This window comes from Nocardia sp. NPDC051756, assembly GCF_040681495.1.
Lineage (GTDB): Bacteria > Actinomycetota > Actinomycetes > Mycobacteriales > Mycobacteriaceae > Nocardia.
Genome location: NZ_JBFAYV010000004.1, coordinates 1,066,788 through 1,083,866 on the forward strand (window position 1 = coordinate 1,066,788; position 17,079 = coordinate 1,083,866).

Below are 17,079 nucleotides of genomic sequence, written 5' to 3' on the forward strand. Positions count from 1 at the left end.
TCGCGTGTCGAGACCGCCTTGACCAAAAGGACAGCTGGTCGAGCCGAGTCACTCCCGCCCGCGACCATAGCGGTCGACCATGCGCTGCCCATACCGACTGCGGGAGGCAGGTCCGATATCCCATCTGACAATAGAATCCGCACCCTAACTCGGGATCCGCACCGAGAATAGGGCCCTATTCTCGGTGCGGATCCCGAGAGGGAGTGCGGATTCGGGGAGACCGGCTGGTGGGTCACCTTCGCAGGCAGGTTCACCGTGGAGACTGCCCGAACTATCACGAAAGCCGCCGCTGACCGACCATCTCTTGTCCAAAGCGTTTGTGACGCAACCACAGCCCAATGACCACGCTGGAACGCGAGACCGCGCGCCTGACTGCGGAGGTAGCCGGGTACGGCACGACGTGCTCAGCACTACTCCAGTGAAAACCTGGGTAGGTATTCAGTTTTCGAGTGCCAGGTCCTGTTGGGAAGTCCCTTCGGGGTACCTCCCCGCCGTGCCCCGGTCGCCGGTCGCGCCGCGAGCCGGGAAACCCCGCGCTACACCCAGATTCCGCGCTGGGCCCCTACTAGGGCTAGGTAGGTGCGCCTGTCCGGGCAATGTTTAGTGGGAACTGGGCGATGGTTCTGAAGACCTACCCAGGTTTTCACTGGAGTAGTGCTCAAGCACGTCAGGTGTGCCGTACCCGACCTGCTCTTGCAGTCGGTTTGGGCAACGCGCGAGTTCCGGCGTGGTTATCGGGTTGCGGTTGCGCTCAAAGAAATCGAGCCGGGTCAGTCGCGTCCGCGACCGTACCGGTCGGCCAGGCGCGCTTCGGTTGTCGGCGGAGCGGCCGGAGTTGGTGCGGTGGTGGGGGATTCGGTGCCCGCCGGAGTAGGCGGGGCGGTGGCGGCGACAACTTCGGCCGGTTGGGTTGCGGGGCTTCCCTTTTCCCGGCGACGCTCGCGCAGCTCGGCATAGAGGAAGTAGCCGAGACCGAGTGGAGCCATGATGCCGAAGGCGAGCCATTGCAGACCGTAGGACAGGTAGGGGCCTGCGTCTAGCTGGGGGAGCGGGGTGGGGGTGAAGACTCCGGGCTGGTTTTCGTCGAGTTGGAGGTAGCCGCCGCGTTCACCGGTGGGGATGGGGGTGAGGGGCTGCTGCAGGAAGGCGGCTTCCTGGGTGGTGTCGATCGAGTAGACCTGCCGGTAGCCGTCTTGGACGGAGGGGTCCTTGCCGGGCGTGATCCCTTCGGACATCCGGACTCTGGCCTCGAGCCGTTGCGGTCCGGTGGGCGGGTCGGGGATCGGCGGCGGGCGGGACCCGTCCACCGCCGCGACCAGTCCGCGATCGATGAGCAGGACGCGTCCGTCGTCCAACCGGAACGTGGTAAGTACGGAATAGCCGGGAGCACCGTCGAGATGACGCAACCGGACCAGCACCGTGGAGTCGGGAACGAAAGTGCCGGCGGCGGTGACCTTGCGCCATTCGGTATGCGAGTCGTCGTCGGGCGAACTCCCGAGGACGGTGGTGATGTCGATCGGCGCGGCCCCGACCGAGTCGGCGATCAACTGGTTGCGATGCGAGGTGGTCGTGTTCTTACCGAGCTGCCACGGCGCGAGCACCGTGAAGCACAGATACGCGAACACCGCGACCACCGCGGCGAGGATCACCCAGCTCGGCCGCAGCAGAAAGGTCAGCTTGCGCATCAGCCGCGCCCGTCGGGCCGGGGCTCGCCGAGCGCGTCGCGCACCCAGTCGAGCAGGCCGGGCATCGCCGCTTCGAGCTGATCCCGGACCAGTTCGAAGTCCGCGATGTCGCCGTAGTAGGGATCCGGCACATCGGCCCCGTCGGCGGCCGGGTCGAAACTGCGCAGCAACCTGCGTCGATCCGACGGCACACCGCGCCGGGCCAGCTCCCGCTCGTGCCCGGTGTCCAGCGCGATCAACAGATCCGCGTCGCGATGATCGGCGCCGAGGGCGGCGGCCGCATGCCCGGTCGGATAGCCGTACTTCAGCAATGTCGCGTTCGTGCGCGAATCCGCCTCGTCGCCGACGTGCCACGAATCGGTGCCCGCGCTGCTCACCCGCACCCGATCGGCCAGTCCCGCGCGGAGGAGATGCGTGGCGAAGATCTTCTCCGCCATCGGCGAACGGCAGATGTTGCCGGTACAGACGAACGACACATGCAGCTCACCCACGACTGCCATTCTGGCCGGTCGACCTACGGGCCCGCCACGTAGGGTGTGATCTCGTGCCCGAGGACAGCGTCGATCACGCGAAACTGCGCCACCACGGCGACGTGGACGCCCGCCCCGGCATGCTCGATTTCGCGGTGAACGTGCAGGGCAGCGCCCCGCCGGCCTGGTTGCGGCGACGACTCGCGGCCCGGCTGGACACCCTCGGCCGCTACCCGAGCACGGAGGAAGATCACACCGCCCGGTGCGCGGTCGCGGCCCGACACGGCCGCCGTCCGGACGAGGTCCTCCTGCTGGCCGGCGCCGCCGAGGGCTTCGCCATGCTGCCCCGTCTCGCACCACGCCTGGCCGCGGTGATCCACCCGTCCTTCACCGAACCGGAACTCGCGCTGCGCGAGGCCGGCATCGAGGTGACCAGGGTGCTGCTCGAACCCCCGTACATCCTCGACCCGACCGCGATCCCCGCCGAAGCCGACCTGGTCGTGCTCGGCAACCCGACCAACCCCACCTCGGTCCTGCACCCCGCCGAAGCCATCCGCGCACTGCGCGCCCCCGGCCGGATCATCGTCGTGGACGAGGCGTTCGCCGACGCGGTCCCCGGCGAACCCGAATCACTCGCCGGCTCTGCCGGCCCCGACCTACTGGTCCTGCGCAGCCTCACCAAAACCTGGGCCCTCGCCGGACTCCGCTGCGGCTACTTCCTCGGCACCCCCGAACTCCTGGCCCGCCTGAACCAGGGCCGCCCGCACTGGCCCCTCGGCACCCTGCAACTCGAAGCGATTACCGCCACCGCCGAACCAGCCGCCATCGCGGAAGAACAACAGCGCGCCCAGGCCATCGCCGCCGAACGCCACGCGATGATCGACCGCCTCACGGAACTCGGTGTGCATGTCCACACCCCGGCCGAGGCCCCCTTCCTGCTGCTCCATGTCCCCGACGGCGACCTACTCCGAAAACACCTGGCAGACAAGGGCATCGCCGTCCGTCGCGCCGATACGTTCCCCGGTCTAGGCCCGAACCACCTGCGGGTAGCGGTGCGCGGCGCCGCCGAAGTGGATCAACTGATCGCCGCGATTCGAACGGCGGCGCTGTGGTAGTCCCGATCACGACCCGTGGTGCCTGGAACAGAGGAGAGCGAACGATGACCACGCTGGCGGATCTCATCGAGGTGCTCGACGCGGCTTACCCGCCGAAACTGGCCGAGTCATGGGATTCGGTCGGGCTTGTCGCGGGTGATCCGGGGGACGAGGTCACCAGAGTGTTGTTCGCGGTCGACGCGACGGCCGACGTGGTCGACGAGGCAATCGACTGGCGGGCACAGGCATTGGTGGTGCATCACCCGCTGTTGCTGCGCGGGGTCGACACCGTCGCGGCGGATACGCCGAAAGGCGCACTGCTGCACCGGCTCATCCGCTCCGGCTGTGCTCTGTTCTCCGCGCACACCAACGCGGATTCGGCCGACCCGGGCGTCTCGGATGCGCTGGCGGCCGCCATCGGCCTCACCGTTACCGGCCCGATCGACGCGAAACCCGAAGCCTCCGTGGATAACTGGGTCGTGCAAGTGCCGCGCTCGCACACCGAAGAGGTTCTCGCCGCTTTGTTCGCCGCCGGGGCAGGCGGCAGCGGCGACTACCGCGACTGCGCCCTCCGCGTCCCCGCGGTTGGACAGTTCCGCCCCGTCGCCCAAGCGAATCCATCCATCGGCACGATCGGGGAACTCCAGCAGATCGACGAGGACCGCCTCGAGCTGATCGCCCCACCCGCCGCCCGCTCCGCCATCCTCGCCGCCCTGCGCGCCGACCACCCCTACGAGGACCCGGCCTACCACATCACCGAACGTGCCACGCTGCCCTCGGCCGTCGGCATCGGCCGCATCGGCACCCTGCCCGCCCCAGAATCATTGCGCGCCTTCACCGATCGAGTAGCCGCCGCCCTGCCGCCGACCGTGTGGGGCGTCCGCGCGGCCGGCGACCCGGACCGCTCCATCTACAAGGTCGCCGTCTGCGGCGGCGCAGGCGATTCCTACCTGAACGCGGTAACCCGCCACGGCGTAGACGCCTACGTCACCTCGGACCTGCGCCACCACCCGGTCGACGAACACCTCCGCAAGGGCGGCCCCGCTCTCATCGACGCCGCCCACTGGGCCACCGAATTCCCTTGGTGCGCACAGGCCGAACGCGTCGTCCAAACCGCCCTGCCCGATCTGGAAACGCGCGTATCGACCCAGCGCACTGACCCGTGGACGGTCGGTGTGCTGAGTTGATCACCTTTCGGGTGATCGCGCCGGGCTGATCACCTCACGGCGGACCGCGTTCGGCTGATCTGGTGTCGGCCAATCGCGCGCCGAGCGATCGGTCTAGTAGTTACGCGGCGGCTGCCCCTGCCAGGACGGATCCGCGGGCTGCTGCGCACCCTGCATGTGCTGTGTCTGTGCTTGCGCCTGCAACTCGGTGGCTTGCTGCTGCACCAGATTCGACTCGACGCCGCACCAGGTGCACTGCAATGAATACTTGCGGCTCAACGGAATCAGCGGGATGAAGAACAGCGTGAACTTGGTGACCAGCTTGTGCAGCGTGTGCGCGGCCGGGTTGCCACAATTCCCGCACACCAAGGTGAGTACGGCCAGCCGCGTGACGTACCGACGCCAACCCCAGATCAACATGCAAAACCCCCGAACATTCGAATTGTGACCCAGCAGACCATACCGCGCTACGGCGTGTCGTGGCGTGTCTGCCGGATTGGGCTGCGCGGAGGGTGGTTTCCGCGAGTCGACCGGCGTTCCGGGGGTACAACTACCGCATGAATTTCCCGGTGAACTTCGGCATCGTTCAGGTCGGATTGATCCTGATCCTTCTGGTCGGCGTCGCGCTGCTCGTGTCCGGGCTGCTGCGGGCGCGCCGGGTCGGGATGCGGGCGCTGGTCGCGCGCGGCGGCAGCGGGCTGGTGCTGTTGCTGGTCGCGGTGCTGCTGCTGTGGCTGGCCACGCTGATGCAGACCTATCTCGGATTGACCGGCGAAATCAAGGCGGCGCACGTGGTGGCCAAGCAGGTACCGGGCCAGGAACACCTGCTCGACGTCGACCTCACCCTCTACGGCGACGACCAACACGACGACCAGCACCTGAAGTACCAGGTCGAGGGCGACATGTGGGTGTTGCAGTCGGGCATCGTCGAGCTGGAACCCTGGGTGAACGCGCTCGGCTTCCACTCCGGCTACAAGATCAGCCGGCTCTACGGCCAGCGCCTGGACGGCGTGTCGCCCACCCAGCATCAGATCTTCCTCAACGACGGTGACCAGGACTTCTTCACCGACATGCGGGAGGGCCGCTGGTGGACCGAGCCGTTCGTGCGCTCCGCGTACGGCAACGCGGTGATCGCCGTCCCCGGTGAATACGACGTCTTCGTCTCCAGGGACGCGATCAAGACCCGCGCGCCCGCTTAACCGGGCCCGCGCGTAGCCGCGACATTGCCCGTGACCGCGGCCACGCCCGGGCAACCGCGCCGGCCGCACCGATTGGTGCGGCGTCGGTCAGCGGGGCCGGGTCGGCGGGGTACGGTTGAACACCGACCCATCCACAGCGTCCAGGAGTTTGTCCGCGTTGAATGTTGACCCACCGATCCAGGCCAAGCTGCTACAGCTCGCCGCTGTCGACGCCGAGCTGACGCGGATCGCGCACCGCCGCACCGTGCTGCCCGAACAGCAGGAGGTGGCCCGGCTGGAGGCCGAGCGCAACGCACACAAGGATGCCGCCGTCGCCGTGCAGATCATGCTGGACGACCTCGATCGGGACATCCGCAAGCTGGAAGGCGAGGTGGACGCCGTCCGTAAGCGCGAGGAGCGCGACAAGGGCATGCTGACCGCCGGATCGGTGAACGCCAAACAGCTTTCGGAGATCCAGCACGAACTCGGCAGCCTGGAGCGCAGGCGCTCGGTGCTCGAGGACGAGCTGCTCGAGGTGATGGAGAAGCGCGAGGCCTCGGCCGACGACTACCAGCACGCGGGCGCCCGGCTGGACAAGACCGAGCAGGAGCTGGCCGACGCGCTGACCCAGCGCAACGAGGCCCTCGCCGATCTCGAGGTGGCCCAGGGGCGTTGCGACGCGGACCGGTCCAAGCTGATCTCGCTGTTCCCGGCCGACCTGATGGCGATCTACGACCGGCAGAGTGCCCAGCACGGTGTCGGCGCGGCGCTGTTGCAGGCCCGCCGGTGCGGCGCGTGCCGGATCGAACTGGATCGCGGCGAGATCGCCAGAATCGCCAAGACCGCTCCCGAGCTGGTCGTGCGGTGCCCGGAGTGCGGGGCGATCCTCGTGCGCACCAAGGAATCGGGGCTGTGATCGCCCGCGCGGGGCGGGCCCTGCGGTGACCGAACGCGAGGTGATCGTCGAGGCCGACGGTGGTTCGCGCGGCAATCCGGGACCGGCGGGTTACGGCTCGGTCGTCTTCGCCGCCGACCATGTGCGGGTGCTCGCGGAACGGCGCGAGTTCATCGGCATCGCGACCAACAATGTCGCCGAATATCGCGGCCTCATCGCCGGTCTGGAGGCGGCGGCCGAACTCGGAGCCGAGATCGTCGCGGTGCGGATGGATTCCAAGCTGGTCGTCGAGCAGATGTCCGGCCGCTGGAAGGTCAAGCACGCGGCCATGATTCCGCTCGCCGACCGGGCCCGCAGGCTCGTCGCCGGGTTCGAACGCGTGAGTTTCACCTGGATTCCGCGCGCCGAGAACTCGCACGCCGACCGGCTCGCGAACGAGGCGATGGACGACGGCACCCTGGTCGACGAGGTGCGCACCGCCCGCGAGGCCGAAAAGCCCAAGCCCGCAGCGGATCCGGTTGTCTCGGCCGTCGCCGCGCAACCCGCGCCCGGCTGGACCGGAGCCACGGGTCGCCCGACCCGGTTGCTGCTCCTGCGCCATGGCCAGACCGAACTCTCTGTGCAGCGCCGCTATTCGGGCCGCGGCAACCCGCCGCTGACCGAACTCGGCCGGGAACAGTCCGCGCGCGCCGCGAAAATGCTTGCCGCCAAGGGCGATATCTCCGCCGTGGTGACCTCGCCGCTGAGCCGTGCTCGCGACACCGCCGAGGCCGCGGCCACCGCCCTGGGCGCGCCGCTCACCGTGATGGACGGCTTGATCGAGACCGACTTCGGTGACTGGGAGGGCCTCAGCTTCCTCGAGGCCGCCGAGCGCGATCCGGAACTGCACGGTCGCTGGCTCGGCGATCCGTCGCTGCCCGCCCCGGGCGGGGAGAGCTTCGACCAGGTCCGAGAGCGAGTGGACGCGGCCCGGCGCGACCTGGTCGGGCTGTATCCGGGCGCGAACCTGGTGGTGGTCAGCCATGTGACGCCGATCAAGACGCTGTTGCAGCTGGCGCTCGGGGTCGGGCCGTCGTTGCTGTACCGGTTGCATCTGGATCTGGCGTCGCTGTCGATCGCGGAGTTCTATCCGGACGGCGGCTCGTCGGTGCGTCTGGTGAACGACACTTCCTACCTGTAGTCGCTGGGCGAATTGTCCGTTGTTCCAACATATTCGGGTCGCGCCACGTGCTCGACGATCCGTGTTCACCTACCCGTCGCCGCAAGCTCGGCAACGGTCATCCTGCTGTGCCAGCATCTGCCGAGGATGAGGTGGTCGCGACTCGCGAGCTCCGGTCGGCCTGGAGGTTTGCGTCCGGATTCGCGGTGCGGCGGTGCGCAGCGTATAACAGTTGAGTCTCGTCGGCCGGGCAATTCGGCCGCAGCTGGGGTTGGGTGAGGGTGAAAGTCAGTTCGGGCGAACGTTTTTCAGAGCCGATCTGCCATCGTGTGGCTCGGGTCTCACTCGGGGATCGATTGTGGCGCAGCGCACAGGTCTGTTGCGAACCCGCCTGCCGCACGTCAATGCTGAGTTAGCCAGTAGGTAACCAGCGTTGATGAAATTCCTCTGCGCAGGCGAATTCGCTTGCTGATCCGGCGACCGCAGATTGTGTCGGGGGCGGTTCCCTCCCCGGTCCTGGCGAGCAGGGCAGTCAGTGCCGTGCTCGCTTTTTCGAAAAGGAGAGAAGTGACAACAAGATTCAGGTCGATGGCGCTCGCGACGGCGGCCATCGCATCCGTGGTCGTCGGTGCCGCGGGCACCGCGTCGGCAGCACCGACGGCCGTGCTCGGCGGCAGCTCCGGCATCGCCTTCGAGAACAACTCCGTGTGCTCGCTGACCACGATCGGTCACGACAGCGCGGGCCGGCTCGTCGGCATCACCGCCGGCCACTGCGCGCCCACCGGTTCCCGGCTGGTGTCCGAGCGCACGCCCGAGGCCGGCGTGCTCGGCAAGGTCGCGTTCTCCGATGACGGCAACACCCTGGATTACGCGGTGCTGGAACTGGATCCGGCGAAGATCACCCCGGTGCGCACCGTCGGCCCGACCACTATCGCGGGCGTCGCCGACGCTCCGGGCGCCGGCGCCACCGTGTGCTCGAGCGGCCGCACCAGCGGCACCGACTGCGGCGTCGTGTGGGGTCAGCTCGACGGCACCAGCATCAACCAATACTGCTCGAAGCCGGGCGATTCCGGTGGTCCGGTCGTCGTCGGCGATCGGCTGGTCGGGATGAACCAGGGCCGGCTCACCGGCATCGGCCCGGTCGGTTTCGACGTGCCGTGCACCACGGCCGCCAACCCGCTGCACTCGCCCGCGTTCTTCCAGCCGATCGTGGTCATCCTCGCCGCGATCAACGCCCAGGGTGGCGTCGGGGCGGGCTTCCGGCCCATCTAGTCGGATCGGGGATTCGCCGCGGCCGCCAGCTCACGCAGGGCGGCCGCGGTGAATTCGTCCAGGGGGTAGAACAATTCGATCGCCAGCTCGGAGAGGGTGACGTCGGCGGGTGCGCCGAAGGTGGCCATCGTGCTGAACATCGACATCTCGCCCATCGGGGTGCGGATGCGGATCGGGACCTCGAACGGGCTCGGTTGCGCGGCTTCGGTTTTCGGTTCGTCCGGGGGACCGGGTGGCAGCGGATAGCGGCTCACCTCGTCGTAGAGCGCGGTCAGCTGCGGGTCGCCGCTCGCGCTGACCTGCCGGACCAGGCGCTCCAAGAACAACTCTCGGACCTGGCTCAGATTCGCCAGTCGCGCGGCAAGTCCTTCCGGGTGTAGCACCAGGCGATACACATTCGGTTGCGGTAGCAGGAGATGCTCCGGGACACCGTGCATGAGCACGCCCATCGCCGCATTGCCGGTGACCACATTCCACAGCCGATCGACGACCACCGCCGGGTACGGCTCGTGCGCGGTCAGCATCGTCTCCAGTGCGCTTCGCACCGAGATCAGGTTCGCGTCGTCGAGGCTGCTCTCCCGATACGCCGGTGCGTAGTCGGCGGCCAGCAGCAGCGTATTGCGTTCGCGCAGTGGCACTTCCAGCGCTTCGCACAGGCGCAGCACCATCGCTCGGCTCGGCTTGGCGCGGCCGGTCTCCAGGTACGACAGATGCCGGGCCGAGGTATTCGCCAGCAAGGCCAGGTCGAGCTGGCTGAGCCTGCGCCGCTGCCGCCACTCGCGGAGCAGCCGGCCAGCGTGCGAACGGGTTTCCAGTCGAGGTTGTGCCACCTGAGCAGGCTAATCACCGGCCGTGTCGCGCGGCCATGACCTCAGAGGTTATTGAGACGCTCACCTCACGTCGGCAAGGTGGGTGCCGGGAGCCGATCGGCCCCGCCGACTCGAGACCAGGAGCTGGACATGAGCACGACCTGCCAAGCCACTCAACCCGCGCTGAGCACCGATTTCCTGCGCGCTGCGCTGCGGGTCGACGGTTGGAGCACCGGTGCCTTCGGAGTGGTCATGCTGGCCGGCGCGGTGGTGCTGCGTGACCCGCTCGGCCTGCCCACGGCCTGGTCGATTCCGTTCGGTGTGGCCATGCTCGGTGGGGCGCTCGCGTTGTTGCTCATCGCGGGTTCGCCGGAGATCCCGTTCCGCCAGGCGGGCGGGGTGGTCGCGGTGAACGCGCTGTCGGCGGTCGGGATGGTCGTGCTCACGCTGTCCGGGCTGATCGATCTGACCGGTCTCGGCGTCGCGTTCATGCTCATCGGAGCGGCGGTGGTCGCGACCTTCGCCGCGGTCGAGTTCAGCGGTCTGCGGCGCGCGGGGTACTGATCAGATTGCGCGGCTTCGGTTATCGCGGTGCCCAGTTGCCGGAGTGGAGGGTCGATCGGATGTCGGCTATCCGCTTGTCGGTCCACTCGACGTCCGGGTCTACCTCTAGGAAACTGAGGATCATGGTGGCGATGCCGAGGGCGGGCTGGGTCCATTCGGCGGGAGCTGGTGCGCCGAAAGGGTTGGCTTGGAAGCGATCTGACGCGATGGCGGGGTGGGTCGGGGCCATCAGGATCAGGCCGCGGATGGTGGCGCTGGCCAGGGTGGCGAGAGTGTCGAAGCCGGTGTCGATTTCGGGTCGCAGGCGTAGACCGAGGAGATGGCTCACCGCTTGGTAGGTCGCGGCGAGCCGAGTGATGAGGGCGTGATCCGCCTCGGTCAACGCGTGCTGGATCTCGTCGCGTAATTCGCTTTCGGGGAGGCTGCGGAAGGTGGCTTGCAGCGCGAAATAGGTTCGCCACTCGGGGGATTGGTCGAAGGTCTGGAACTCGGTGAGTGCGCCTTGGCGTAATGCTTCGGCGGCGAGGGCGCGGCGCAGATCGGGGGTGCGTAGCCAGTCGAGGTGGTCGAGCAGGGCGCGGGTGGTTGCCGCGGTCGACTCCGGGTTGTTGCCTGCGATGGCGGGGGTTGCCCCGGTGGCGAGTTCCTTCAGCAGGTCGCTGAAGAACAGGTCTTTGTACGGCCATTTGCGGTAGACCGCGCTGCGGGCGACGCCTGCCTCGCGGATCACGTCTTCGAAGCTGATGTGGTCGAGGCTGACCGTCAATCCGGCGCGGTTGACCATGGCGAGTGCGGCTTGCAGCATGCGCTGCTCGGTTTCCTGGTCGGAAATGCGTTGGCGGCGACGGGTCAAGCCGGTGCTCGGGGGCGGGGAACTCACGTTGTCGAGGTTAACAAACTTGGGATATCGTGTCTCAAGTATCAAGTTCATCGGCACTGGGAGAGCCATGATCGTGAATCCTCCGGCGATTCAGACGCGAACTCCGCTGGCATTCCTGATTCTGCTCGCGGTACTTTCGCTGCCGTTCTTCGTGCTGGGAGCGGTGTTCGGGGCGATCCGCGTCGGGGCGGTCGACTTGCCGGCCAGTGCGGTGATGTTCGTGCTGCCCGGTATCGCCGCCGCGATCCTCACCTATCGAGAAGCGGGCCGGGGCGGCCTGCGCAGGTTGCTCCGTAGCGCGTTGGATTATTCAGCGGCACAACGTGTCTGGTATCTGGCGGCGCTAGTGATTCCGTCGGCTGTCGCGGCACTCGCGTATGTCATCGCCCGGGTCTCCGGCTGGGTCGACGCGGACTTCTCGACCTCGCTCGCGTTGCTGCCAGTGCTGTTGGTAGCAACGCTGATTGCCGCTGCCTGCGAGGAATTGGGCTGGACCGCTTACGCCACCGATCCGCTGCAAGCGCGGCGGGGCGCGACCGCGACCGGGGTGTTTCTCGGAATCTGTTGGGCGGTATGGCATCTGGTGCCGCTACTGCAAGTGGGTCACAGCGTCGGTTGGATCGCCGGGTGGTTCCTCGGCACGGTGGCCGCCCGGATGATCATCGTCAGCCTGCACAACCGGACCGATCGCGGTGTGCTCGCGCCCATCCTGCTGCACGCCATGGTCAACGTTTCCGCCGCGCTGACCCCCGCCTACGACGATCCGGCAATTCCGATCGGCATCGGATTGCTCACGCTGATACCCGCTGTCGCCCTGACCGTGCCGGGCAGGCGGGACTGACCCTCGCCAAAACAGTTTGCGCTGGCAGGGGCCCGGCACGTACAAAAATTGGGTGAACATCTCGACGATCGACCTCCGGCTGTTGACCGCCGACGAGTGGGAAGTGTTCCGGCGGGTCCGGTTGCGGGCGCTGGCCGACACCCCGCAGTTCTTCGGGTCGACGTTGGCCGAAGCGCAGGCGCGCACCGAGGCGGATTGGCGGGCGGCGCTGCTGGATCGGGCGCAGTTCGTCGCCAGCGCCGAGGGAGTCGAACTCGGCACGGTCGCCGGTATGCCGGACTTCGAACGTGATGGTGTGCACCTGATTTCGATGTGGGTCGCGCCGGAGGCGCGGGGCACCGGGGTTTCGGACCTGCTCGTCCGCGCGGTCCTCGACTGGGCCGTCGCGGGCGGGCACCAGGTGGTACGGCTGGAGGTCGCCGACGGGAACGCCGTGGCCGAACGGCTATATCTGCGGCACGGATTCGTGCGCACCGGGGTGAGCGGGTTCGTCCGGCCGGGCGAACCGGGACTGGAATTCGAGATGGTGCACAACCTGTAGCGCGTCGAGTTTGCCTGCCCGGCACCCGGGTATCCGCTCCCCGATCGGGAGGTGACGGGCATGCCGAAGCAGGCCGCGGGGCGGCGCGTACACCGTTTGATCGATTGGTCGAAGGGTCCGTCGGTGCTGCGCTGGCGCTCCTGGTGGGGTGTCCTGCGGCGGACCGTGACGGAGTTCCTGGACGACAACCTCATGGATTGGGCTGCGGCACTTACCTATTACAGCGTGCTGTCGATCTTCCCCGGGCTCATCGTGCTCACCGCGATCCTGGGGGCGCTCGGTCCGTCCGCCACCGAGTCGCTGGTCGACACCATCCGGGAGATCGGACCCGGCAGTGGCACAGCCTTTCTCGTCGACGCGATCAACCAGCTGCACGATTCGCCGCAACTGGCCGGTCCGTTCGCGATCATCGGTCTCTGCACCGCTTTGTGGACGGCGTCGGGATACATCGGCGCATTCATGCGGGCCGCCAACGCCATCTACGACATCGAAGAGGGACGGCCGATCTGGAAGACCATTCCGGTGCGCGTCGGTTTGACCGCGACGATGGTGGTGCTACTTGCGTTGTGCGCCATCGGTGTTGTGGCCACGGGTTCGATCGCCGAACGTCTCGGCCGGTGGATCGGTGTCGGGTCGGCCGGGGTGATGGTGTGGGACATCGCGAAATGGCCGGTGCTCGCGGTGCTGGTCAGCTTGGCATTCGCGCTGCTGTATTGGGCCGCACCCAACGCGCAGCAACCCGGCTTCCGCTGGCTGAGTCCCGGCAGCGTGCTCGCCGTGCTGCTGTGGATCGCCGCGTCCGCCGGATTCGCCGTCTACGTGGCCAATTTCGGCTCCTACAACAAGGTCTACGGATCCCTCGGCGGCGTTGCCGTCTTCCTGGTGTGGCTGTGGATCTCCAACGTCGCGGTCCTGCTCGGCGCGGAGTTCGACGCCGAACTCGCCCGCGGCCGGCGCATCGAACAAGGCTGGCCCGAGGACGAGGAACCGTTCCTGCCACCCCGTGACACTCGCTGGATGTCCGATGAGGAAGCCGAAAAGCACAGTGGCGCTGAAGAACACGGCGCAACACTGGCCGACGACGCCGCAGCAGACAGGAGGAAATGATGAGTCAGACAGGACGTCCGGAGCGCGACAGATTCAACGAGGTAGCCGACGCTGCCCGTGAAAAGGCAGCCGAGGCCGAACATCGCGCGGAGGAGAAGATCGTGGAAGTGCGCCGGATCGCCGAGGAAAAGGCCGCCGACGTTGCCCGCCGTGCGGAAGCTAAAGCCGCCGAGGAATCGCGTAACGCGGCCGAGACGCCGTACGAAGTCGAGGAAAAGACTTCAGCAGCAAGGGAAAAGGCTGCCGAAGCGATCCGCCGGGCCGCCGAACGAACCGGCCAGGCAACAGCGAATGCCCGCGCCGCCACCGAACGCGTTGGATCTGCCGCACCCGAACCCGTTGCTGGACAAGTGCACTCACTCATCGGAGCCGCCCGCCGCCAGCCAGTGCCCGCCACTGCGCTCGCCGTCCTGGGCGCGTTCATCCTGTGGCGGGTTGTGCGTCGCCGCTAGTAGGGTCCGGCGTGTGCGGCGAAGACACAGTCGATGCCCACATCGACTGCCTGCCAACGGTATCCAGACGAGGGAATGAGCGGTCACGCTATTCCCGACACGGTTCAATCCACCGAGGCCGAATCCGCACTCCCGCTGTGCGGCACCCTGCCCAGAACAGCAGCACCCACGTCGTGTCGGCGCGGCGCGTACTCAGGCGACACAGCACATGCCGCGCCCCGGCAACGGTTGTTCAACTGACTTGACGTACGAAACACCCTCCTGACGAATGCTGCAACATCAGTCGAGAGGACGGTTCGTGCGTCAGGTGTGGCTTGGACCCGGCTGCGATGTTCGTGAGTCGGTGTGCTGGTCGGTTCGGTTGTTGAGGCGAGTTCGCTGGCTGGCGGACAGGTTGGAAGGTTCTGAGTTTGGCGGCAACAACATTCGGTCCGGTGGGGTGGCGGGCCCGCTTGTCAGGACGTGTTGTTGTGGCGCATCGTCGGTTGTGTCAGCGGTGGGCGTTACGTTGCCGCTGAATCGGCGTGAGACAGGGGCATGCAGAGCGTTAGCTGCTCGCGGCGGTGAGCTGACGGCTGAACCATGCGGTGAGTTCGGCGTCTACCGCGCGGGCCTGGGGTGACTGAGGTGCGGGCTCGAGGCCGGGTTCGTCGGCGAGCGGGTGTGCCAGGTCGGGGATGGTCAGTAGTTCGGCACCTTCGCCTACCGCGGCTACGAGGTCGGATGCGTCGGCGCGCAGGGCGGGGTGGTCCAGTTCGCCGCTGATGACCAGGAGTGGTGCTCGGCCGGTGATGGCGTCTGCCTTGGCGACGAAGTCGAGGTCGTTGACGGCTCGCTCGGATTCGGCGTCGTAGGGGTAGGGGCCGGGGAACAGGTCTACGACCGAGCGGGTGCGGACGGCGGCGTTCACGAGGGCGGCGGCGAAGAGGGGGGTGTCGGTTTCGGCGAGGACGCGCAGCGCGACCGCACCGCCCAAGGAGGCGCCGAGGATGCCGATCGGGCCGTCGTCGATGGGCAATTGCTCGCGAATCGAGGCGAGCGCGGCCGGGAATTCCTCGGTCGCCTGGCGGACGAACGGGGACAGGAACAGCATCAGCGGATCCTTGGTGATCAGCTCTACGACGGCGTCCGTGGTCCCGTTGACCATGCGCGCCCCGCACATCGGCATGCCGAGATGCACCCGCCACGCGGGCAGGTCGTGCATCGGCAGCGCGGCGGCGAACGCGGTGTCCGTGCGCGGCGCGTCCAGCATGTGCCAGGTGATGATCAACGGCGCGGGTCCGTCGCCCGCCGGTGGCAATGCCGTGAACGGAACGCCGGCCGCGGTGCCTATGATCGGTGACTGCATGCGCTAACCGTAGGTCTGCGGCGGCGTTCCGGGAATTGGTTGCGCTATCAGCGAAATCACCGCTTTTCCGCTTGCGTTTGCCGGCGTGCGTTACCCCGCGGCGACGCACCGCAGATCTGCTGCGGGCGGTGTCAGATCGGTCAGATACCGGAGCACCGGTTCGTCTACACAGGCCACACCCTGGCCGACCACGCCGTGCTGCACGCCCTCGTAGGTGATCAGCGAGGCGTGCAGGTCGCGAGCCAGGTTCATCCCGCCCTGATGGGGCGTGGCGGGATCGCCGGTGGTGGAAACGACTACCACCGGCGGCAATCCGGGCACGTCGGGTGTGTGCGGTTGCGACGCGGTGGGCAGCGGCCAGAAGGCGCACACGTCCAGCGGTGCCTGCCCGGTCGCCCGGCCGTCGTCGAATACCGGTGCGGCAGCGCGGGTTCGGCGGTCGAGATCGGCCGCGACGGCGCGATCGGTCACCCGGATCTCTTCGCCGCAGAGCACGGCAGCCTGCACGTCCCGTTCGACCACCTGCGGCGAGGCGATGATGTCCGCGATGGCCAGCAGGGTGTCGCCGCGTCCCTGGGTCAGTTCGGTGAGTCCCTGGGTGATGCCCGGCCAGGAGAGCGGGCTGTACAGCGAATTGATCACTCCGCTCAGCGCGTCGTTGTAGCCGAGTCCGCGTTGGTCGGCGGTGGCGGCCGGGTGATCGATCAGCGGATCGATCAGCGCCCGGAACGCTTTGCGCGCCTGCGCGGGATCGGCGCCGAGCGGACAGTCAGGTGCCGCAGCACAATTGGCGGCGTACGCCTCGAACGCGTGCTGGAATCCGATCGACATGCCGATCGGATCGATCATGTTCGTCGCCGGGTCGACGCCACCGTCGAGCACCATCGCGCGGATGCGATCCGGGAACAGCTCGGCGATGGTCGAGCCGAGTCGCGTGCCGTAGGACCCGCCGAGGTAGTTCAGCTTCGGGTCACCTAGTACCGCGCGGATGACATCGAAATCCCGTGCGACATCGGCGGTTCCGACGTGGCCGAGCACCTCGAGGCCGGTGCGTTCGACGCATTTGGCGACGTAGTCCCGGTTCTCCTGTTCGGTCTGCGCGATGCCGGCGGGGGACATGTCGACGTCGAGATCGTTGCGTTCGGCTTGGAATTCCTGCTTTGTCAAACAGGTCACCTTCGGCGTGGACGCGCCGAGCCCACGCACGTCGACGCCGATCAGGTCGAAGCGTTGCGCGATCGACGTTTTCGCCAAGTAGGCGGCGAATCCCAGACCAGGGGATCCCGGGCCGCCGGGATTGGTGAGCAGCGATCCGACCCGCTCACCACTGGCCGGACGTCGCGAGATCGCGATCTGCGCGGTAGCACCATCGGGTTTGGTGTAATCCAACGGCACCTGCACACGCGTGCACTGGAACCCCGCCTCGGCGATTTCACCCCCGCCTGGAAACTCCGCGCACGAACTCCACTGCAAAGTCTGCCGATAGAACTTGTCCAGCCCGGTTTCCTGCCTGTCATCGGTTCCCGCGCAAGCGGTCCCGGCCAGCACCACCGATGCGACGGCCGCTAACCGCAGAACACCGACTACCCGCGCCAATTGCTCGCGCATACCCACCCCC

At 67.5% G+C, this 17,079-nt stretch carries 18 protein-coding genes; 11 read left to right on the top strand and 7 right to left on the bottom strand.

All coding sequences use genetic code 11. The features are described 5' to 3' along the window. Nucleotides 1-770: 770 nt before the first annotated feature. Together AB0M22_RS21795 and AB0M22_RS21800 are read right to left on the bottom strand one after the other, a co-directional pair. The gene (locus AB0M22_RS21795) at nt 771-1,685 is read right to left on the bottom strand and encodes an SURF1 family cytochrome oxidase biogenesis protein (protein ID WP_364729511.1); all 915 of its coding nucleotides are present in this window, start codon (nt 1,683-1,685) and stop codon (nt 771-773) included. Then, a complete protein-coding gene (locus tag AB0M22_RS21800) occupies nt 1,685-2,185 on the bottom strand; it encodes a low molecular weight protein-tyrosine-phosphatase (protein ID WP_364729514.1) in 501 nt (166 codons plus the stop codon). The genes AB0M22_RS21795 and AB0M22_RS21800 overlap by 1 nt, the downstream gene beginning before the upstream one ends. 44 nt (nt 2,186-2,229) lie before the next feature. Here AB0M22_RS21800 and cobC point away from each other — a divergent pair, with 44 nt between their 5' ends. Together cobC and AB0M22_RS21810 are read left to right on the top strand one after the other, a co-directional pair. Beyond that, on the top strand, nt 2,230-3,270 hold the full coding sequence (gene cobC, locus AB0M22_RS21805; RefSeq protein ID WP_364729517.1) for an Rv2231c family pyridoxal phosphate-dependent protein CobC: 1,041 nt from the start codon (nt 2,230-2,232) through the stop codon (nt 3,268-3,270). A 44-nt stretch (nt 3,271-3,314) separates the two neighbouring features. Beyond that, nucleotides 3,315-4,436, top strand: coding sequence for a Nif3-like dinuclear metal center hexameric protein (locus tag AB0M22_RS21810; protein WP_364729520.1), 1,122 nt, complete (start codon nt 3,315-3,317; stop codon nt 4,434-4,436). Nucleotides 4,437-4,529: 93 nt separating this feature from the next. On the opposite strand, the gene AB0M22_RS21815 is transcribed toward AB0M22_RS21810, so the two are convergent. After that, complete coding sequence (locus tag AB0M22_RS21815) at nt 4,530-4,835, bottom strand: zinc-ribbon domain-containing protein (protein ID WP_364729523.1); 306 nt, start codon at nt 4,833-4,835, stop codon at nt 4,530-4,532. Between the two features lie 137 nt (nt 4,836-4,972). Here AB0M22_RS21815 and AB0M22_RS21820 point away from each other — a divergent pair, with 137 nt between their 5' ends. The 4 genes from AB0M22_RS21820 to AB0M22_RS21835 all read left to right on the top strand — a co-directional run bounded on the left by AB0M22_RS21820 (nt 4,973) and on the right by AB0M22_RS21835 (nt 8,919). Further along, on the top strand, nt 4,973-5,614 hold the full coding sequence (locus tag AB0M22_RS21820) for a hypothetical protein (RefSeq protein WP_364729526.1): 642 nt from the start codon (nt 4,973-4,975) through the stop codon (nt 5,612-5,614). 157 nt (nt 5,615-5,771) lie between these two features. Continuing rightward, on the top strand, nt 5,772-6,509 hold the full coding sequence (locus AB0M22_RS21825; RefSeq protein WP_364729529.1) for a C4-type zinc ribbon domain-containing protein: 738 nt from the start codon (nt 5,772-5,774) through the stop codon (nt 6,507-6,509). A gap of 25 nt (nt 6,510-6,534) precedes the next feature. Beyond that, a complete protein-coding gene (locus AB0M22_RS21830; protein ID WP_364729532.1) occupies nt 6,535-7,668 on the top strand; it encodes a bifunctional RNase H/acid phosphatase in 1,134 nt (377 codons plus the stop codon). A gap of 546 nt (nt 7,669-8,214) precedes the next feature. Continuing rightward, nucleotides 8,215-8,919, top strand: coding sequence for a S1 family peptidase (locus AB0M22_RS21835; RefSeq protein ID WP_364729535.1), 705 nt, complete (start codon nt 8,215-8,217; stop codon nt 8,917-8,919). Here the strand turns inward: AB0M22_RS21835 and AB0M22_RS21840 are convergent. Continuing rightward, nucleotides 8,916-9,749, bottom strand: coding sequence for a helix-turn-helix transcriptional regulator (locus AB0M22_RS21840; RefSeq protein WP_364729538.1), 834 nt, complete (start codon nt 9,747-9,749; stop codon nt 8,916-8,918). The two genes, AB0M22_RS21835 and AB0M22_RS21840, sit on opposite strands and share 4 nt — an antisense overlap. Before the next feature lie 129 nt (nt 9,750-9,878). Between AB0M22_RS21840 and AB0M22_RS21845 the strand changes: the two genes are divergently transcribed. Next, nucleotides 9,879-10,292 (top strand): hypothetical protein, encoded by a 414-nt coding sequence (locus AB0M22_RS21845; RefSeq protein ID WP_364729541.1) that lies wholly within the window; start codon nt 9,879-9,881, stop codon nt 10,290-10,292. Nucleotides 10,293-10,311: 19 nt separating this feature from the next. Here AB0M22_RS21845 and AB0M22_RS21850 read toward each other — a convergent pair whose 3' ends face one another. After that, the gene (locus AB0M22_RS21850; protein ID WP_364729544.1) at nt 10,312-11,172 is read right to left on the bottom strand and encodes a TetR/AcrR family transcriptional regulator; all 861 of its coding nucleotides are present in this window, start codon (nt 11,170-11,172) and stop codon (nt 10,312-10,314) included. A 67-nt stretch (nt 11,173-11,239) separates the two neighbouring features. Between AB0M22_RS21850 and AB0M22_RS21855 the strand changes: the two genes are divergently transcribed. The 4 genes from AB0M22_RS21855 to AB0M22_RS21870 are packed head-to-tail and all read left to right on the top strand — an operon-like array spanning nt 11,240 to nt 14,113. Beyond that, nucleotides 11,240-12,013, top strand: a complete 774-nt coding sequence (locus AB0M22_RS21855) for a CPBP family glutamic-type intramembrane protease (protein ID WP_364729547.1) — start codon at nt 11,240-11,242, stop codon at nt 12,011-12,013. Nucleotides 12,014-12,065: 52 nt separating this feature from the next. After that, nucleotides 12,066-12,554 (top strand): GNAT family N-acetyltransferase, encoded by a 489-nt coding sequence (locus tag AB0M22_RS21860; RefSeq protein WP_364729550.1) that lies wholly within the window; start codon nt 12,066-12,068, stop codon nt 12,552-12,554. A 60-nt stretch (nt 12,555-12,614) separates the two neighbouring features. Beyond that, a complete protein-coding gene (locus tag AB0M22_RS21865) occupies nt 12,615-13,661 on the top strand; it encodes a YihY/virulence factor BrkB family protein (RefSeq protein ID WP_364729553.1) in 1,047 nt (348 codons plus the stop codon). Further along, nucleotides 13,661-14,113, top strand: coding sequence for a hypothetical protein (locus AB0M22_RS21870; protein WP_364729556.1), 453 nt, complete (start codon nt 13,661-13,663; stop codon nt 14,111-14,113). Before AB0M22_RS21865 ends, AB0M22_RS21870 begins: the two co-directional genes overlap by 1 nt. 547 nt (nt 14,114-14,660) lie before the next feature. Here the strand turns inward: AB0M22_RS21870 and AB0M22_RS21875 are convergent. Both AB0M22_RS21875 and AB0M22_RS21880 read right to left on the bottom strand, forming a co-directional pair. Continuing rightward, nucleotides 14,661-15,461, bottom strand: coding sequence for a prolyl oligopeptidase family serine peptidase (locus AB0M22_RS21875; RefSeq protein ID WP_364729559.1), 801 nt, complete (start codon nt 15,459-15,461; stop codon nt 14,661-14,663). Between the two features lie 90 nt (nt 15,462-15,551). Beyond that, nucleotides 15,552-17,069, bottom strand: coding sequence for an alpha/beta hydrolase (locus AB0M22_RS21880; RefSeq protein ID WP_364729562.1), 1,518 nt, complete (start codon nt 17,067-17,069; stop codon nt 15,552-15,554). Nucleotides 17,070-17,079: the final 10 nt, after the last annotated feature.

Coding starts and splice junctions, on each gene's coding strand:
- AB0M22_RS21795 (WP_364729511.1), bottom strand. CDS start 1,685: ATGCGCAAGCTGACCTTTCTGCTGCGGCCGAGCTGGGTGATCCTCGCC.
- AB0M22_RS21800 (WP_364729514.1), bottom strand. CDS start 2,185: ATGGCAGTCGTGGGTGAGCTGCATGTGTCGTTCGTCTGTACCGGCAAC.
- AB0M22_RS21810 (WP_364729520.1), top strand. CDS start 3,315: ATGACCACGCTGGCGGATCTCATCGAGGTGCTCGACGCGGCTTACCCG.
- AB0M22_RS21815 (WP_364729523.1), bottom strand. CDS start 4,835: ATGTTGATCTGGGGTTGGCGTCGGTACGTCACGCGGCTGGCCGTACTC.
- AB0M22_RS21820 (WP_364729526.1), top strand. CDS start 4,973: ATGAATTTCCCGGTGAACTTCGGCATCGTTCAGGTCGGATTGATCCTG.
- AB0M22_RS21845 (WP_364729541.1), top strand. CDS start 9,879: ATGAGCACGACCTGCCAAGCCACTCAACCCGCGCTGAGCACCGATTTC.
- AB0M22_RS21855 (WP_364729547.1), top strand. CDS start 11,240: ATGATCGTGAATCCTCCGGCGATTCAGACGCGAACTCCGCTGGCATTC.
- AB0M22_RS21865 (WP_364729553.1), top strand. CDS start 12,615: ATGCCGAAGCAGGCCGCGGGGCGGCGCGTACACCGTTTGATCGATTGG.
- AB0M22_RS21870 (WP_364729556.1), top strand. CDS start 13,661: ATGAGTCAGACAGGACGTCCGGAGCGCGACAGATTCAACGAGGTAGCC.
- AB0M22_RS21875 (WP_364729559.1), bottom strand. CDS start 15,461: ATGCAGTCACCGATCATAGGCACCGCGGCCGGCGTTCCGTTCACGGCA.
- AB0M22_RS21880 (WP_364729562.1), bottom strand. CDS start 17,069: ATGCGCGAGCAATTGGCGCGGGTAGTCGGTGTTCTGCGGTTAGCGGCC.